Genomic DNA, 17,583 nt, shown 5'->3' on the forward strand with positions numbered 1-17,583 from the left:
TGAGCAGCATCGGCCCACCCGGAGACGATCAACCCATAACGCCCCGAGAGATGGCCGAGATCCTCTGGCTGGCCGTACATACCTCCGCCTCCGAGGGACAGCACGGCGCCTCCGCCTCCGGTCGGCCAGGAGCGGCCGAAGACCTCCAGGACGCGGCCGAGCAGCCCGTGTCGGCCCCCGACGCCCCGGTCCAGCGGGCCGCGCCGCCCGGCTCGGCCACCACCCCGGTACGGACGACCCGACATCGCGAACTGCACGTCCCGTCGACCGCAGAAGGCGAGGGCACCGGCGGCACCGGCGTGCTGGTGCCCACCGCGCCGATGCTCGATCACCCGCTCGGTGTCCAGCGGGCCCTGCGGCCGCTCAAACGCCGGGTGCCCTCCCGATGGGTACAGCTCCTCGACGAGGACGCCACGGCGGCGCGCATCGCCGACCAGCAGCGAGGTGCACGCCCGTGGGTCCCCGTCATGACCGCGGCGCCGGAACGCTGGCTCAGCCTGGTGTTCGTGGTGGACGCGAGCCCGTCCATGCGGCTCTGGCGCCCCCTCGCCCAGGAGCTGCACGAGACGCTGACCCGCCTGGGCGCCTTCCGCGACCTGCGGATCTGTTACCTCACCGGCACCGGCCCGGACATCGGCGTCCGGCCCTCGCCCGGAGCCCCGCCCACCGATCCGGCGACGCTGATCGACCCGTCCGGCCGCCAGGTGATCCTCCTCCTCAGCGACTGCTCCGGTGGGCACTGGTGGGACGGCCGTGCCGACCGGGCGCTGCGTCTGTGGGCCCACGCCGGGCCGACCGCCGTCCTGCAGCCCCTCGCCGAACGGCTCTGGCGCCGGACCGCCGCGTCGCCCGTCCCGGGCACGGTCTTCGCCGCCCGGCCCTGCGCACCCAACACCGCCCTGCACTTCGCACCGTACGACGGAGACTTCGGCAAGCGGACCGGCGCCGTCCCGGTGCCCATCCTGGAATGCGCCCCCGACTGGCTCGCGGACTGGGCGGGGTTGGTGGCCGGAAGCGGCGGTCCCCGACCAGCGGCCATGATCTTCGTGCGCGACCGGCACCGTCGCGGCACCGAGCCGATACGGCAGGAGCACCGACTCCCGATAGACGAACGCGTACAGCGCTTCCAGACCGCCGCCTCGCCCGAAGCCGCCCGGCTCGCCGCGCATGTCGCCGTGTCCTTCCCGGCCCTGCCGGTCATGCGGCTGATCCAGCACCAGATCCTGCCCAGCTCCCAGCCCGGACACCTGGCCGAGGTGCTTCTCAGTGGGCTGCTCCGAACGCGCGACACCGACCGCGGCCTGTACGACTTCGTACCCGGGGCACGCGAGGCCCTGCTCACCACGCTCCCCCGGTCCGAGTCCTGGCACACCGCCGATGTCCTCACCCGCATCTCCGCGGAGATCGAGCGCAGAGCCGACACGCTCACCGAGACCTTCCGCGCCTGCCTGCCCACCGAACACGGCACCGGAGATCAGGCCCTCGGCCCGGAGGACCGCCCCTTCGCCCTGGTCAGCTCCGAAGCGATCCGACTACTCGACCGCACCGCCGTCACGGCACTGGCCGATGCCCCACTCACGGCAACGGAGTCGCCCGTACCGGATGACGGGACGTCCGAATCCTCGGCCGTCAGGCCATCCTCGGACGAGGGCCGGCAAGCGGTCCAGGAGCTCCATCTGCCCGACCCGGACAACTCGAGCGCGCTTTTCTTCATCTTCGACGTCAACCGCAATCCGGCAAGACCCTTCATCGACGTCGACGTCAGGGAACTCAGAGAAACCGTCATTTCGCCACACCTGATCGGGATGCGCCCGAAACGGTGTCCGGTACGAATCGGCCTGGACGCGCAGAAGCTGCACGCCCAGGTCCGCACGATTGCCCGGACCACCACGGACACCCTCATCGTCTACGTGACCGGTCGCCTGCTGACTTTGCGTGGACTCGGCACCGTACTCGCGAGTCCGGGTCCCGTCGCGCAGATCAGGGAGCAGGCGCTCCGCCTCTCGGACCTACGCCGCCAGGTACGCAACAGCGCCGCCCGTAACCGCGTGCTCGTCATTGACGGCGTCCACGACGCCAGCGCTGGTGCCCGCCCCTCGGTGGGCAGCTCGATGTCCTTCGGTCCCGACGACGCCGAGGCCAACACATATGAGCTGATCGGAGTCCGCGAACCAGGAGGTACCTCCCTCGCTCAATCGATGGTCCAAGCCATCCAGAACGGCCTACCGGGTGGGGGCCCCGGCCTGACCATCGATGAGATCGGCAACATCCTGGAGATGGCCGGCGCAGGCTGGAACACGGTCTCGGTCGAGCGTGGCGGCCCATTCCATCTGACCCGCAACACCGCCTACAGCGTGTGATGATCTTTTCGGTGCCGAGGGGGCGGGACGCTAGGCGCGCGGGCCTAGGAGGGCGATCGAGGCCTGTACCGCGATCTCGGTGATGTCGCTGATCCGTCCGCCGTCCTCCACCGTGGTCGCCGTCAGTTCGCGCAGGCCGCCGAGCAGCATGATGGCGACCTGCCGTGGCAGCGGGCCGATACCGACGGCGCGCAGTCCGTCGGTGTCGCAGAGCGTCTGGACCATGGCGATGAAGGCCTCCATCGTCTGGCGTTCCAGTAGGCGTGCGGCGTCGCCGAGTGAGGGCACGTCGCGGATCCAGCTCAGCATGAGGGCGGGCTGCGATGTGGCGGCTCGGCATGAGCTACGCGCATGACGTGCTCTCGCTGCGGTACGGCCGCATCGACGACGGCACCATGCGGTTCTCCCGCCGGCCCGCCGCGTACGAGGTCGCACAACGCTCCGCATGACCGACGGCGAACCGGCCTCCTGCTTGGGACCCGCCTATCGGGGCGTCGAGAGCCCGCTTCAGGTATAGCGGCGCAGGAGCAGTCGGCGCTCACCGTTCTCGTCGACCACGTCGGAGTCCACCTCGTAGCCGTGTTCCTCGGCGTAGCGCAGCGCCGCGGCGTGTCCATAGGCCCGGGCGACCTTGGTCAGCCACGCCTGGTCGTAGCGGCTCCTGTCGTAGTCGCTGATGATGGCCTCGAAGTCGCCGTCCTCGCGCCGGCGGAACCCGATGTCATTGCTCATCCGGCCGATGTGGCGACGGCGGACGATCACCTCCGCCCGATCCGGCCGGGCGTCGCCCTGGTATCCGTAGAGCGTCTGCGGGGAGTCGTGGGCCTCCACGGTGGTGAATCCGAGCGCGGTGAGCGCCTTGACGAGCAGTTCGGGGTCGCGCAGTTTGGTGCGAACTCGGGTGAAGTGCGACATGACGCTCCTCGGGTCGTCGGTGCTGGGACGGTGGTCCATCACGCCAGCCGGATGACCGGCTGCCTGTCGAGGACCAGTAGATGTCGGTGCAGGTCGTAGGCGGTGACGGTGAGCCGCTTGTGCGCGTCGATACGGAACTCCAGCCGGAAGCGATCCTGCCCCGCGACGGCCGGGGGGTCGGCCTCCAGGAAGGTCGGGCTGTCCTCGTTCAGCCACAGCATGGAGCGCTGCTGGCGCTGTTGCGGGGTGACGGCCACGGCGCGGGCGCCGCCTCCGGCATCGAACGCGATCTCCAGTTCGGCGCCGGCGTCACGGTAGGTGGCGTGGGCGAGTTCGTAGATGGCCAGGCCGAGCTTGCGTTGCCGGTCGTGCACCGCCTTGACGGTCAGCGTCTTGACCGGCTCGTCGGTGGGGTAGGCGGTGCCCGCCTCGACCAGCGTCTCGAACTCGTACGCTCCGGTGTCGCGGTCGACGTGCCGGATGGCGTAGTCGTGCTGGATGTGGTCGAACAGTTCGCTGCCGCCCGCGATGCCTGCCGCACCGGCGGCCACCGCCTCCAGTGGCCGGTCGAGGCGTACGACCTCGGGATCGAAGTGCAGGTGCACCAGTTCCCGTACGGCGGGGATGAGGCAGCTTCCGCCGACGAGGAACATCTGCCGGATGTCGTCGACGCCGAACCCGCGTGCCGAGGCGGTGTCGAGGCAGGCGCGCAGCGCCTGGTTGACACGGCGCAGCACGCCCTTGTCGCGGAGCAGGGCGTCGAACTCGCCGCGGGTGACGACGACTTCGTGCAGGGCGTCGGTACGGGCGTCGCGGGCGCCGATGACGGCCCGCTCGGCGGTGGCGAGGGCCCGTTTGGCCTGTTCGGCCGAGGCCAGCAGGCGCCGGAAGACCTGGTTGCGGCCGATCTGGTCGCCGGCCGGCAGGGAGAGCCGGGAGATGACGTGGTCGGCGAGGAGGGCGTCGATCGTGTTGCCGCCGAGGTCCAGGCCTTTCTTGGCGATGGTGCGCACCCCGGCACCGGCCCCGGCGGCATCGGGCTCCTGCACCCGTACGACGGAGACATCGAGGGTGCCCGCACCGAAATCGATCACGCCGAACACGTCACCGGGGTTGAGGCGGGCGCGGTAGCCGACGGCGGCCGCGGTGGCCTCGTCGACGACCCGTAGCCGGGCCGTGGGCAGCCCGTCGCGCACCTCGCGTACCAGCCAGTCCCGGTAGCCGTCGAAGGACTCGACGGGTGCGGTGGCGACGATCTCGAGGTCGTCGTCCTCGACGGTGAGCAGGGCGAGGGCCATGATGTCGCTGAGGAACTGGGTGGCGGCCTGCCTGCCGGTGATCTTGCGGTCGCCGACCGCGCGGGCCGGGTCGTAGGTATGCCCCGAGACGTTGCTCTTGGTGGAGGCGAAGACGGTGACCCCGGGGGTCTCGGCCAGTTCGGGGGTGACCTGGGAGCCCAGCCTGCGGGTCGCGCCGCCGTCGGCATAGGCGATGAGCGAGGGCACGACCCGCTGGGTGGGCCCGGGCCCGGCCTCACGCAGCACGTCGACGCCGGGCAACGGGATGGGGACGCCCCGGCCGTGCTCGGCGTCCCAGCCCGCCACCACGGTGTTGGCGGTGCCGAAGTCGATGCCGATCCGCGTGGTCATACGTCTCCCTGGTGGGTGTCCTGATCCCGGGCAAGGGCGATGTCGTGCCGGCCGCCGGCCGGGACGGCGCCGGTGTCGCTGATGATGATCTCGCCGCCGAAGCGTTCCGAGAGGCGGCTCGCGAGCAGGTCGAGCGCGTCCCGCACCGCGGGATCGCCGATCTGCGGGCGTAGTTCCAGTACGCGTCGCAGATCCTGCGGGCCGCTGTGGAGCAAGGGCCGTTCCAGCAGTTCCCGCGCGGAGGGCAGATGGGGGCTGTGCACTTCGTAGACACTCGCCAGGCCCCCGATGACGGCGGTGGCGAGCATACCCCCCCACGGAGAGAGCGCCAGGAAGTCCCGCTCTCTGGGCGGGTCGGCCCCGGGCACGTACGGCTCGGCGGCGCCCCGCAGCCACGGGAGGTCCTTGTCGGGTCGTCCGTGAAAATCGTTGCCCATGAGCACCTGATCGCCGTTCAGCAGCATCCGCTCCGCGAAGGCGTCGTCGATGGGCCGCTGCGTCCACGTGGCGAGCGGCCACCGGTCCAGGATGGCGCCCTTGTGCTCGGCGGTGCGGTGAAGCTTTTCCTGCGGTGAGAACTCCCATATCTCGGTATGCGGCTTGAGCTGCTCGTCGCCCGTACTTCTCTTGTAATGGTGCAGCGCCAGTGAGTGGGGGGAGAGAAAGAAGAGCGCGGGAATGAATGTGCTCTGATCGGCGTAGGCGGGATCCCTTACCGTCGCGGTGTGGAGGATCTCCTTTCGAGCTTCATGAATCACATAGAGATCGTCGAGGCTGATGAACGCGACGAGACCGGAGCCGGGAAGGGTCGTCAGTGCGCACCATTCCCTTGAGAGCTCACGGGGCCTCATGCCCCCTGGCTTGTCGCCGAGCCCGGGGTACGGCTCGTATCGCAGGCGGTTCGCACCGGGATCCGCGTAGGCCAGCCCCTCGCGGTAGAGCATCACCGCGCCACTGCTCGACCTCTGCATGTCCGAGAGATCGGACGAACGGCAGAGAACCTGGTGGTCCGGCAGGATCCGGACGACGCGATAGCGGTCGATACCCGTGTGCAGCCTGACGATGATCTCGGTGCCGAGATGCAATATCGAACAATCACTCACTGACCCGCTGAGCTTCCCGCTGAAGCGGCGCGTGGTCTCGCCGGTGCCGATGCGGAGTGTCTCCACGTCGAACTGTGAGCTTCGCGCGAACGGATATGTGCCGCACATCACGACCAGTTCTGAGCCGTCAGGCGCGAACGAGGCTCTTGCGCAGATGCCGCGAGGCCGATATGTGATCAGGCAGCGGTCGCGGGGCAGCCGGTCGACCGTGGCCCGCAGTCGCTCGCTCGGCTGCGCCGCCAGTCTCGAGAGCAGGTCGGCCGCATCTCCGGTGCGCTCCTGCTCGGGGACGAGCCGGGCGGCTGCGGCCGCTTGGGCCAGGGGCAGGTCGCTCGTGAGGCGTCGCAGGTCGTCCCAGCGGCGGTGTTCGGCGAGCCGGCGTGCGAGGTGGTCGAGTTCGTCGTGGGACATCTCGGCGATGCGGTCGCGTTGGTCGCCGGTGACGACGACCCGGATGACGTCGGTGTCGGCGGTGGTGGCCAGGGTCGTACGCAGTCGCTCGCGCAGGTCCGGAGCGGCGGCGCGGTAGGCCAGGGCCAGCAGCGACCCGTCGGGGTCGAGGGCCCGCCGCTGTTCGGCCTGCCCGATCAGGGTGAGATACGCGGCGCGGTCGGCGGGCTGCTCCGGCGCCGCCGCCAGCAGGTCGAGCACATCGGTCTCGGGCAGGCTCGAGGCCACCGCCCGTACCGTGTCCTGCGCGGCCGGGTCGCCGCCGGCGCAGGCCCGTACCAGCCGCCGCCACGCCAACCGCGCCCGAAGTCCCCGGCCGCCGCCGACGCGCCTTGTCGCCGACCATCGCGCCAGCCGGGCGGCCCCACCCGCGGAGATCCTTCCCGTCACCGAACCTCACCCGCCCAGCTCGATGTCGTCATCCGCCACGGCAACCGCTCCGGCCGCGTCACCGATCCCGACGTCATGGCGGAACCGGTGCTCCAGACAGGCCCGCAGCAGGGCCAGCGTCGCCCGGGTCTTCTTGTCGAGCACCGGGTTCCGCAGCGCCGCGACAACGTCGGCCAGCACCGCGGGATCCATCAGGCCCATGGGCCGGCCGATGACCGGGCGCAGGGTGTGCGCCGTGAGCGCGTAGAGGTCGATGGTGTCGTCGTTGACACCCACCACCGCCAGGACGTCGCCCGCCGGTGACAGCCGTACGAATCGCGACTCGTCGGCCAGCGGGTGCGGCGCACTGGAGCGCGACCCATCGGGTGCGGCGAGCGGGATCCGCTCGGACACGAGGTCGCCCTGTGGGCCGTCCGGCATGGCGTGGTCGCGAACCGGTGACACATCGAGGAGTTCGGCGTGCGACGGGTAGACCACGAGGAAGCGGTTCAGCGTGGACGACCAGGCCAGACCGATCGGAGGTGCGTCGCTCGACCGGCTCGCGAGCGTCACCGGCGGTCGCGCGGACGTGAACGGCGCGTGCCACACCCGCAACTCGCCCTCGTCGTCGCAACGCAGGAGTGCGGACGGCGACAGGGCGGCGAACAGCGGCCACACCTCACCCGGGCCACTGTCGAGCGGATTCACGACGGAGCCGGCGAGGTCGGCGACCACGACGTAGTCCTCTGCCACGTCGATGACGGCGACCGTCCGCCCGCCCGGCCCCACGGCGACGGCCTCTGGAAAGAAGTCCTCCGGACCTTCGGTGATCTCCGTTGGCACCAGGGACCGATGAGCGTCCCCCATGAACACCATGCCCGTCGTCCCTTGGCCGGTCCGATTATCCAGTGTCGCCACGATGAAGGCCCGGTCGCCCGCGACGCGCTCCAATGCCACGATCTCGCCGGCTCCGAAGCCGAGCGCCCGCACATCGCCTCGATCGGCGTAGTGGACCTCCAGGAGCGTCGCCATGCGGTCGGGGTCCCTGGCGTGCAGCTCGACCTCCGCGAGAACGAGCGTGCCGGAACCCAGATGAGCCACCAATTCGAGCGGATGGGCGAAGTCGGAGTAGAGCCGCGTCATCGCCCGGCTTTCGAGGTCCACGATTCCGGCGCAGAAGATGGTCCGGGCCGGGGATTCGCCGGCCTCCGACGGGCCCGTCGCCGGCGTGTGGAACTGTCCGACGAAGGCCAGTTCCGTACCGTCCGGTGCGAAATCGAGGTCATCGACCGCGACCGGCGGGCCGAGCCGCCCGTCGAGGTCGCCGAGCCTGAACCGGGCGTGCGGAAGAGTCGGGGCGGACAGGGCTTCCACGCAGGTGCGCACGGTGCGCGGATCGGCGGCTCGCAGCGCTTCGAACACGTGGCGATCGCCGGCGTCGGAGGGCCGGTCGCCGAACGCGCGGACCGCGTCGACGGCCTCGGTCAGCGGCAGCAGCACGGTGAGCCGCCACAGACGCTCCCACTCGCCGTCGCCTGCGAGCCGTCGCACCAGGTAGGAGCGTTCCTGCTCGGTGAGCGAGGAGATGTCGCCTCGATGGGCGGACCGCCCGGCCAGCACCCGTAGCGCGTCGATGTCGCCGAGCGTGGTCATGGCGGCGCGCAGTGACGCACGCTCCTGCGCGGACGCGCTCCGGTAGCCGAGCGCGAGGAGTTCGCCGTCCGGGTCCAGTGCCCGGTACTGCTCGTGCTGCCCGGTGCGTACGAAGAACACGGCGCGCCGCACCTCGTCGGAGGGCGCAAGGTGGTGTGCGGCGCAGAACGCGATCGCGTCGGGGGAGTCCACCGCCGCCGCGCAGAACAGGTCGACGGCGGCGGCCTCGCCCGGCGCCGGCAGCCGGGCACGTGCCCGTTCACCGATCGGGTGGTCGAAGCGCACCGCGGCCTCGATCAGCACGGGCGTGTCCACGGGTGCGTCATCGCCCAGCGTCAGCAGGCTGAGCGAACGCCTCTGGGCATCGGAGCAGGGACGCCTCCAACGCTCGAGTAGCGACCACAGCGTGGCATCGTGCTCATCGAACCAGTCGCGCCAGGCCGCGTTCACCACCTCGTCGGGGATCGACGGCGACCCCTCCAGCAATTGCGTGAGAACGGGCGAGGCCCACCGCCGCGCGGACGGTTCGGGCAGGTTCAACCACGCTCGCCAGACCGCCTCACGGCCCTGCGACCGCAGTGCGCGGGCGACGGCGTCCATGGCCGCGGGCACACCTGAGCCGGCCGCGCGGAGCACGGACGCCAGGGCCCGGCGACGCAGCCGTGATCTGTCTCCGAGGGGCAGTCGCAGCACCAGTGCGGCGGTACGCGGACGCATCGGCCTCACTCCGTCCGATCCTCGCCCAGGGCGATGTCCGTGGTGCCGCCCGCCGGGATGGGGCCGGTGCCGCCGGCCAGCGCGATTTCTCCGCCGAAGCGCTCGGCCAGACAGGTCGCGAGCAGGTCGAGTGCGTCCCGGGCCGCGGGATCGCCGATCTTGGGGCGCAGTTCCAGTACGCGTCGCAGATCCTGTGGGCCGCTGTGGAGCAAGGGCCGTTCCAGCAGCCCTCGCGCAGAGGGCAGGTGAGGGCTGTGCACTTCGCAGACGGTGCCCATGGCCGTGCTCGTACTGGTGGCGAGCATGTCTCCCCACGGAGAGAGCGCCAGGAACCTCCTGTGCGCGGGCCCGCCGGGGAGGTCCGGCGCGGCGGCGCCTCGTAGCCACGGGAGGTCCTTGTCGAGCTTGCCTGACAGATCGGAGATGAGCACCGCGGCGAAGGAGTGGTCGGTGTGCGGGCTCATCCATCCACCGAGCGGCCACCTGTCCGTGATCGCGCCCTCATGCTCGGCTGCGCGGTACGGCCCGCACTGTGGCGGGAACGTCCACATTTCGGTGTAGCTCGTCCAGCCCTGAGAGTGCGCCAAATAGGTCAGTGCCAGTGAATCGGGGGAGCGAAAGGAGAGCGCGGGTCCGTGCCGGTCGTCACTGGCATACCGCTCTCCCCACGTGGCGGTCCGGATGGTCCCCTTCTGGTTCTCGTTCACCACATGGAGTGCGTTAGGGCAGACGAACGCGACCAGCCCGGAGCCCGGAAGGGTCGTCAGCGCGGAATCGCCCGTGCGCACCGCCTCGCACGCGTGCTCGTGTCCGAACCGGGCGAACGGTTCGTACCGCAGACCGGTCGCCCCCGGGTCCGCGTAGGCCAGCCCGTCGGGGTAGAGCAGCACCGCACCACGGCCGGCCCTCCGCATATAAGAGAGATCGGACTGAGAGCAGAGGGTCTGGTGGTCAGGCCGGATCCGGATGACGTCATAACGGCCGATGGCCCTGTACAGCCTGATGATGACCTCGGTGCCGAGGTGCAGGATCGAATCATTGAGCCCCAGTGGGCTGTACTCCCCGCTGTAGTGGTGCGTCCAGGTGCCGGTGCCGATCCGGGCCGTCGCCACATCGCACGATCTCCTCTTCGCCCAGATGGCACAGATCACGGCGAGTTCGGAGGAGTCGGGGGAGAAGGACCCTCTGATCCAGGCACTCTGCGGCCAGCTCATGGTCAGGCGGTCGTGCGGCAGCCGGTCGACCGTGGACCGCAGTTCTGCGGGGGACCGTTCGGCGAAAGCGGCGAGGGGCGCCGCGGAGTCTCCGAGGCGCTCCCGCTCTGGCAGCAGCCGGGCCGTCGCGGCCGCCTCGGCCACCGGCAGGTCCAGGGTGAGATGCCGCAGTTCGTCCCAGCGGTGATGGTCTGCGAGGTGGCGTGCGAGGTAGTCGAGTTCGTCATGGGTCATTTCGGCGATGCGGTCGCGTTGGTCGCCGGTGACGACGACCCGGATGACGTCGGTGTCGGCCGTGGTGGCCAGGGTCGTGCGCAATCGCTCGCGCACGTCCTGCGCCACGGCGCGGTAGGCCAGGGCCAACAATGTTCCGTCCGGATCCAAGGCCTGCCGTTGGGCGTCCTGCCCGATCAGGGCCAGGTACGCGGCGCGGTCGGCGGGCTCGTCCGGTGCCATCGCCAGCAGGTCGAGCACATCGGTCTCGGGCAGCTCAGCGGCCTTGGCCCGTACCTCGTCCTGCGCGGCCGGGTCGCCGTCGGCGCAGGCCCGCACCAGGCGCCGCCACGCCCACCGCGCCCCCGGCCCCCGGGAACCGTCGGCACGCCGGAGCGTCGCGCGCCGCGTCAACCGGGCGGCGGAATCCGCTGTGAGCGTCTTCGCCACTACTCCTCACCCGCCCAGCTCGATGTCGTCATCCGCCGTCACCATCGCGTCCGCCGGTGGCCCAATGCCGATGTCATGGCGGAACCGGTGCTCCAGGCAGGCACGCAGCAGCTCCAGCGTCGGCCGCCACCCGGCATCGAGGGCCGGATTCTCCAGAACCGCGACCACGTTTGCGAGTTCCTTGCGGCCCATCAGGCCAATGGACCCGGCGATGACCGGGCGCAGGGTGAGGGCCGTCAGGGCGTAAAGGTCGATCGTGTGGTCCGGGCCCCCGATGGCGAGCACGTCGCCCTTCGGCGACACCTGTGCCCTCCGGTAGTCGCTGTGCGCGAGGGCGATGCGCTCGGACACGAGGTCGTCGGGCAGGGGGATGTCGCGGGTGGCCGGCACGTCGAGGAGCCACAACTCCGATCCGTCGTCCGCGTCCATGCTGATCGCCAGGAACCGGTTCAGCGCGGCCGACCAGGTGAGATGGACCGGGAAACTCGGCCGTGACCAGACCAGCCGCGATAGCGGTGGCCTCGTGGTGGTGAGCGGTTCGTGCCACACGTGGGCGTTGCCCGCCGAGTCGCCGCGGAGGAGAACGGACGGCGACAGGGCGGCATGCAGGCTGCCCACGGCCGGGCGCGGGCCGTTGTCGAGCACGTTCACCACGGAGCGGGTGAGATCGGCGACCACGGTGGTGTCCTTGCCGCAGAGGCCGATCACCCGGCCGGCGGGATCCACCGTGGTCCGGAGGAATTCCCGCCGCAGGTCGCCCAGCAGACCGGTGTCGAGCAGGGGGCCGTCGCCCGCACCGAGGAGCACCGTGAACCCCTCGTTCCCGTGGTCTCGGGCGGACACGACCGCGAAGGCCCGGTCACCGGCGATGCGGTGCAGCCCACGGATCGTGGCCGTCTCGAGGTCCAGTGCCCGCACTCCGGTGGGGTCGGCGTAGTGGATACCCCACCGCACGAAGGAGCTGCCGAATTTCTCGTTCTTCACGAGGACGCTCTCCGACCCCAGATGCGTGATTCCGAGCACCATCCCCATCCGCCCCCCGGAATACAGCCGCGTGAGCGTCGTGTCGCCGAGCTCGATGATTCCGGCGAAACCGTGGACGCTCGGCCCGGAGAAGGCGATCTGCATGCCATCGGGCGAGAAGTCGAGGTCGAAGGCACTGGGCGCTCGCGCGTCCAGTTCCCCGAGCCTGATGCGGGTGTGCGGGGTACGCCAGGACGCGGGCGCGGCGCAGAGAGCAGTCACACAGGCGCGTACGGCACGCGGGTCCGCGGCTCGCAGCGCCTCGAACACCAGGCGGTCGTCGGAGGGCCGCCAGTCGCCGAACGCGCGGACCGCGTCGACGGCCTCGGCCAGCGGCATCAGCACGGTCAGAGGCCACAGACGGTCCCAGTCGCGCCGATCCGTCAACCGCCGTACCAGGTAGGCGCGTTCCGGCTCGGTGAGGGAGGTGAAATCGTCGTGTTCGGGGCGCTGTCCCGCCAGCACCCGCAATGTGTCGATCCCACCGAGTGCGGTCATCGCCTCTCGCAGGAGTGAGCGCTCATCGGCGGACACGCTCCGGTAGCCGAGGGCGAGCAGCTCCCCATCGGGATCCAGTGCCCCGTGCTGCTCGAGCTGCCCGGTTCGTACGAAGAACACAGCGCGCCGCACCTCGTCGGAGGGGGCGAGATGGTGCGCGGCGCAGAACGCGATCGCGTCGGGGGAGTCCACCGCCGCCGCGCAGAACCGGTCGACGGCCTCGGCGTCGCGGCATGCCGACAGCCTCGCACGTGCCCGCTCACCGAGTGGGTGGTCGAAACGGGCGGCGGCACCGGCGAGCAGGTGCGGCTCCACGGGCACGCGGTCGTTCCCGAGCGCCAGTCGGCTGAGCACTCGCGCCTCGGGATCGGAGTCCGAAGCGGCCCGGCCCCAGCGCTCCAACAGTGACCACAGCGAGGCATCGTGCTCGGCCAGCCAGTCGCGCCAGGCGGCGTCCACGGCCAGGTCGGGAACCGGCGCCGTGCGTTCCAGCAGCTCCAACAGATCCGGCGAGGTCCATCGCCCCGGAGGCCCGCCGGACACCGACGGATCCAGCCATGCCCGCCACACCGCCTCGGGACCGAGCCGGCCGAGGGCACGTGCGACAGTGGGCGTGGCCGCCGGCACATCGGCGTTCGCCGCGCGCAGTACGGTCTCCAGGGCCTGGCGGCGCAGTCGGGACCCCTGCGCGAGAGGTAGCCGCAGCAGCAGCGCGGCGGTCCACGGACGCATCGCCGTCACCCCGTCCGATCCTCGCCGAGGGCGATGTCGTGCGGGCCGGCCGCCACCGGGTCGGTGCCCAGCTCGATGTCGCCACCGAAGCGCTCGGACAGACAGGTGGCCAGCAGGTCCAGCGCGTCCCGCACCGCGGGATCGCCGATCCCCGCACGCAGTTCCCGTACGTCGCGCAGGTCCCGCGGGGTGCCGCGCACCAGCGGCCGTTCCAGTGCCGCGCGGGCGTAGGGCAGCCGGGGACTGTGCAGCCTGAGGTCCCGTTCGGGGGACATCCTGTTCATGGTGACGAACATGTCTCCCCACGGCGCCACCGCGATGGGGCCGCGGAGCAGCCCGAGCCGCGAGCCCGGCACGGATGGGGCATACCGCCAGGGGAGGATGTCCTCGTCGATTCCCCCGAACCGCCCGGCCGCCGCGTCGGAGATGAGGATCCGCGCGGCGAACGCGTCGTCGAGGCACCGCCCGCGCCACTCCTCGAGCGGCCATCTCTCCCGGATCGCCCCCTCGTGCTGGGCGGTGCGTCGCGGTGCGCCCTTCACCGGGAGCTCCCAGATCTCGGTGCGCTGCCCGGACGGCTCGGCGCCTGAGGCGAGGAACGAGTTCGCGTAGCGGTGCAGCACCAGAGAGTCCGCGGACAGGAAGGAGAGCGCGGGGTCGCATCGCCCCGCGTACTCGCCCGCGTCGATCAGATCGATCTCGTGGAGGACTTCTCCCTCCTCGGTCAGCAGCAGCAGCTCACCGTGGTCGTACAAAGCGATGAGCCCCGCGGCCGGCAATGTCGTCAGGGCGAAGTGGAGATGATTGAGCCCCGGCCCCCGGCCCGCGTTCTTCTCCTGGAGCCGGGGGACCCGCTGGAACCGAAGTCTCTTCACGCCCCGATCGGCGAAGACCAGCACGTCGGGCTGGGCCAGCACCGCGCCCCGGCTCGATCTCCTCACGCACGAGATCCTGGACGGGGGATAACGGATGACCTGGCCGTCGGCCATCACGCGGTAGATCTGGCCCCGTTTGCCCTTGTCGCGCCGGACGAGGATCTCCTCGCCGAGGTGCAGCACCGTGAAGTGGTCATCGCTGATCCCCAGTACGTTCTTGCCGAAGCGGCGAGAGCTCTCGCCCGTACCGATCCGGAGCGTCTCGACCCGCTCCTCTTCGACGTTCATCCTCCGGTCGGCCATGTACGTCACGGCCAGTTCGGAGGAGTCCGGCGAGAACGACGCGTCGATGTCGGAGCAGTCGTCGCCCGTCGCGTACTCGATCAGCGTGTCCCGCGGCAGCCGGCCGACCGTGGCCCGCAGGTCTCCGGGGGACCGCCCGGCCAGTGCCGCGAGCGCCGCGGCAGAGTCCGTGGTGAGCTCCCGTTCCGGCAGCAGCCGGGCCATCGCGACCGCCTCGGCCACCGGCAGGTCGAGGGCGAGGCGGCGCAGTTCGTCCCAGCGTCGGTGCTCGGCGAACCGGTGTCCGAGATAGTCCAGCTCCGCGGGCGACAGCTCGGCGACGCGGTCCCGGCTGTCGCCGATGACCGCGATCCGCACCGCATCTCCGTCCCCCTCGGCGGCCATGACCGTGCGCAGCCGCTCGCGCACCTCGTGGGTGGCGGCCCGGTAGGCCAGGGCGAGCAGTGCACCGTCCGGATCCAGTGCCCGGCGCTGGGCGCTCTGCCCGATCAGGGTGAGGTACGCGGCCTGGCCGGCGGGCTCGTCCGGACCCGCGGCCAGCAGGTCGAGCACATCGGTCTCGTGCACATCGGTCTTGGGCAGGCCCGAGGTCATGTCCCGTACCGCGTCCTGCGCGGCCGCATCACCGTCGGCGCAAGCCCGCACCAGCCGCCGCCATGCCCGCCGCGCCCGCGGCCCCCGGGAGCCGTCCGCGCGTCTCCTCGCGGCCCGCCGCGCCAGCCGGACGGCGTCATCGGTGGTGAGCGTCTTCGTCACCGCCCTCACCCGCCCAACTCGATCTCGTAGCCGTCCGCCACGGCCGTCGGCCCGGCCGCGTCGCCGATCGCGACGTCGTGGCCGAACCGGTGCTCCAGACAGAGCCGCAGCAGGGTCAGCACCTGCCGGGACTGGTCATCGAGCATTGAATGCTCCAGCATCGCGACCACATCGGACAGGGCCTTGTGACCCATCAGGCCGACGGGGCCGGTGACGACCGATGGCAGGGAAACGATCAGGCCGGTGAGATCGTAGAGGTCGATCGTGCCACCCAGGCCGCAGACGGCCAGTACGTGCCCCCTCGGTGACAGCCGGGCGAAGCGCGACTCACCGAGGGGTGATGCGAGTGGGATCCGCTCCGATACGAGGTCGCCCGGCATGACACCGTCCGGGACCCACGACACGTCGAGGAGTTCCAGATGCGACCGGCCGACCGCCAGGAACCGGGCCAGGGCGGGCGACCAGGCAAGGTCGAGCGGGGCTGTTTCGCGTGACCAGACGCGGGCGGTTCTCGGTGGTTCCTTGGAGGTGCGCGGTTCATGCCACACCTGCAGGTCGCCGTCGGAAGTGCAGCGGACGAGGGTGGAAGGGGACATCGCGGCATGCGACGGCATGCGGTGCGGAATGCCCGATCCCGGGTCGAGGGTGTTGACGGCGGAGCCGGCCAGGTCGACCACCTCGGCGTACCCGTGCTGTTCATGACCCAGTACGGCGATCAGTCCGCCGTCGGGACCTACCGTGGTGACCGTTGAGTATCCGCCGTACAGACCGGGAAGTACGCGGGCACGCGCGAGATGTCCATCAGGGCCCCCGGCCCACACTGTGATCTCTGCATTCCCGTCCCAGTCGTAAGCCCACGCGGTCACGCTGAAGGCGCGATCACCGGCGACACGGTCCAGGCAAAGGATGCCGGTTTTTCCTGGGAGGTCGGCGTCCCCGAAATCATGTACCCGCACACCGTCGGGGCCGATGAAGTGGATCTTCTGGCGAGGAGAACCTCTTCTCCCAGCGGCCTCCACCACGACCATGGTGTCCGACCCCAGATGTGCGACCCGCTCCAGCGGGTGTGCGAAGTCGGAATACAGTCGCGTCAGTGTCCTGCGCTCGATGTCGATGATCCCGGCACAACCGTTCAGACCTCTTTGAACGAACGCGAGTTGCGTGCCGTCCGGAGCGAAATCAAGGTCATGGACGGATGGCACGCGCTCGTGGAGATCACGGAGCCTGATACTGGTGGGCCGCAGGCGCGGGTTCGCCGGGCTCCCCGACATGTTGGAAAGGGAGTTCACGCGATTGCGCACGAGCGACGGATCCGCGGCTCGCAGAGCCTCGAACATCCTGGGGTCGTCCTCACCGGCCGGCCGCCAGTCGCCGAACGTGCGTACCGTTTCCACGGCGTCGGGGAGCGGCATCAAGGCGGTGAGCGACCACAGGCGGCTCCAGTCGCGCTGGTCGGTGAGCCGCCGTACCAGGTAGGTGTGTTCCTGGTAGGTGAGCGCGGTGAGGTCGCCCGGCCGGGTGCCCTGTCCGGCCAGTACCCGCAGCGTGTCGATGCCGCCGAGTGCGGTCATCGCGGCCCGCAACGCCGAGCGTTCTTCGGCCGACGCGCTCCGGTAGCCGAGGGCGAGCAGGCCGCCGTCGGGATCAAGCGCGTGGTACTGCTCGCGCCGGCCGGTGCGTACGAAGAAGACGGCGCGCCGCACCTCGTCGGCGGGGGCCAGGTGATGGGCGGCGCAGAACGCGGTCGCGTCGGGGGAGTCGAGCGCGGCCGCACAGTACAGGTCGTTGGCGTCGGGGTCGCCGCTTGCCAGCAGCCGGGCACGTGCTCGCTCACCGATCGGGTGGTCGAAGTCGGTGGCGGCCTCGATCAGCACCGGTGCGTCCACGGTCGCGCCGTCACCTAGCGCGAGCAGGCTGAGCGAGCGCCTGCGGGGATCGGAGGCCGTCGCGGGACGGGCCCAACGCTCCAGCAACGACCACAGCGCGGCATCGTGCTCGGCCAGCCAGTCACGCCAGGCGGCGTTCACCACCTTGTCGGGAACCGTCGCGGAACCCTGGAGCAGCTCCGGCAGAACGGGGGAGGTCCACCGCCGGGGAGACGGTCCGGACACCGACGCCTTCAGCCAGACATTCCAGACCGCCTCGTGGCCCTTGGACCGAAGCTCGCGAGCGACCGCGTGCATGGCCACGGGCTCGCCGGAGTCGGCCGCGCGCAACACGGTCTCCAGGGCCTGGCGACGCCGCTGTGACCCTCGGCCGAGAGGCAGTCGCAACAGCAGTGCGGCGGTCCGCAGGCGCATGGG

The 17,583-nt window shown here is 70.7% G+C and carries 10 protein-coding genes; 1 reads left to right on the plus strand and 9 read right to left on the minus strand.

Annotated elements, in window-relative coordinates; genetic code table 11:
- Positions 1-50 precede the first annotated feature (50 nt).
- On the plus strand, positions 51-2,360 hold the full coding sequence (locus tag HKK72_RS09645) for an SAV_2336 N-terminal domain-related protein (RefSeq protein ID WP_187233938.1): 2,310 nt from the start codon (positions 51-53) through the stop codon (positions 2,358-2,360).
- A 30-nt stretch (positions 2,361-2,390) separates the two neighbouring features.
- Here HKK72_RS09645 and HKK72_RS09650 read toward each other — a convergent pair whose 3' ends face one another.
- The 9 genes from HKK72_RS09650 to HKK72_RS09690 all read right to left on the minus strand — a co-directional run bounded on the left by HKK72_RS09650 (position 2,391) and on the right by HKK72_RS09690 (position 17,580).
- Complete coding sequence (locus HKK72_RS09650) at positions 2,391-2,669, minus strand: hypothetical protein (protein WP_187233939.1); 279 nt, start codon at positions 2,667-2,669, stop codon at positions 2,391-2,393.
- Positions 2,670-2,867: 198 nt separating this feature from the next.
- Complete coding sequence (locus tag HKK72_RS09655; protein WP_187233940.1) at positions 2,868-3,275, minus strand: DUF1257 domain-containing protein; 408 nt, start codon at positions 3,273-3,275, stop codon at positions 2,868-2,870.
- Between the two features lie 38 nt (positions 3,276-3,313).
- Positions 3,314-4,924: an Hsp70 family protein gene (locus HKK72_RS09660; protein WP_187233941.1), complete on the minus strand. Its 1,611-nt coding sequence runs from the start codon at positions 4,922-4,924 to the stop codon at positions 3,314-3,316.
- Positions 4,921-6,867 (minus strand): hypothetical protein, encoded by a 1,947-nt coding sequence (locus HKK72_RS09665; RefSeq protein WP_187233942.1) that lies wholly within the window; start codon positions 6,865-6,867, stop codon positions 4,921-4,923. The genes HKK72_RS09660 and HKK72_RS09665 overlap by 4 nt, the downstream gene beginning before the upstream one ends.
- A 6-nt stretch (positions 6,868-6,873) precedes the next feature.
- Positions 6,874-9,216: a hypothetical protein gene (locus HKK72_RS09670; RefSeq protein WP_187233943.1), complete on the minus strand. Its 2,343-nt coding sequence runs from the start codon at positions 9,214-9,216 to the stop codon at positions 6,874-6,876.
- Between the two features lie 5 nt (positions 9,217-9,221).
- Positions 9,222-11,093 (minus strand): hypothetical protein, encoded by a 1,872-nt coding sequence (locus HKK72_RS09675; RefSeq protein ID WP_187233944.1) that lies wholly within the window; start codon positions 11,091-11,093, stop codon positions 9,222-9,224.
- Positions 11,094-11,099: 6 nt separating this feature from the next.
- On the minus strand, positions 11,100-13,355 hold the full coding sequence (locus HKK72_RS09680; RefSeq protein WP_187233945.1) for a hypothetical protein: 2,256 nt from the start codon (positions 13,353-13,355) through the stop codon (positions 11,100-11,102).
- Entirely contained in the window at positions 13,352-15,280 is a 1,929-nt protein-coding gene (locus HKK72_RS09685; protein ID WP_187233946.1) for a hypothetical protein, read from the minus strand. Before HKK72_RS09685 ends, HKK72_RS09680 begins: the two co-directional genes overlap by 4 nt.
- Positions 15,281-15,285: 5 nt before the next feature.
- Positions 15,286-17,580 (minus strand): hypothetical protein, encoded by a 2,295-nt coding sequence (locus HKK72_RS09690; protein ID WP_187233947.1) that lies wholly within the window; start codon positions 17,578-17,580, stop codon positions 15,286-15,288.
- Positions 17,581-17,583: the final 3 nt, after the last annotated feature.

It is taken from the genome of Actinomadura sp. HBU206391 (assembly GCF_014323665.1).
Classification (GTDB): domain Bacteria; phylum Actinomycetota; class Actinomycetes; order Streptosporangiales; family Streptosporangiaceae; genus Actinomadura_C.

Coding starts and splice junctions, on each gene's coding strand:
- HKK72_RS09650 (WP_187233939.1), bottom strand. CDS start 2,669: ATGCTGAGCTGGATCCGCGACGTGCCCTCACTCGGCGACGCCGCACGC.
- HKK72_RS09655 (WP_187233940.1), bottom strand. CDS start 3,275: ATGTCGCACTTCACCCGAGTTCGCACCAAACTGCGCGACCCCGAACTG.
- HKK72_RS09690 (WP_187233947.1), bottom strand. CDS start 17,580: ATGCGCCTGCGGACCGCCGCACTGCTGTTGCGACTGCCTCTCGGCCGA.
- HKK72_RS09660 (WP_187233941.1), bottom strand. CDS start 4,924: ATGACCACGCGGATCGGCATCGACTTCGGCACCGCCAACACCGTGGTG.
- HKK72_RS09670 (WP_187233943.1), bottom strand. CDS start 9,216: ATGCGTCCGCGTACCGCCGCACTGGTGCTGCGACTGCCCCTCGGAGAC.
- HKK72_RS09645 (WP_187233938.1), top strand. CDS start 51: ATGGCCGAGATCCTCTGGCTGGCCGTACATACCTCCGCCTCCGAGGGA.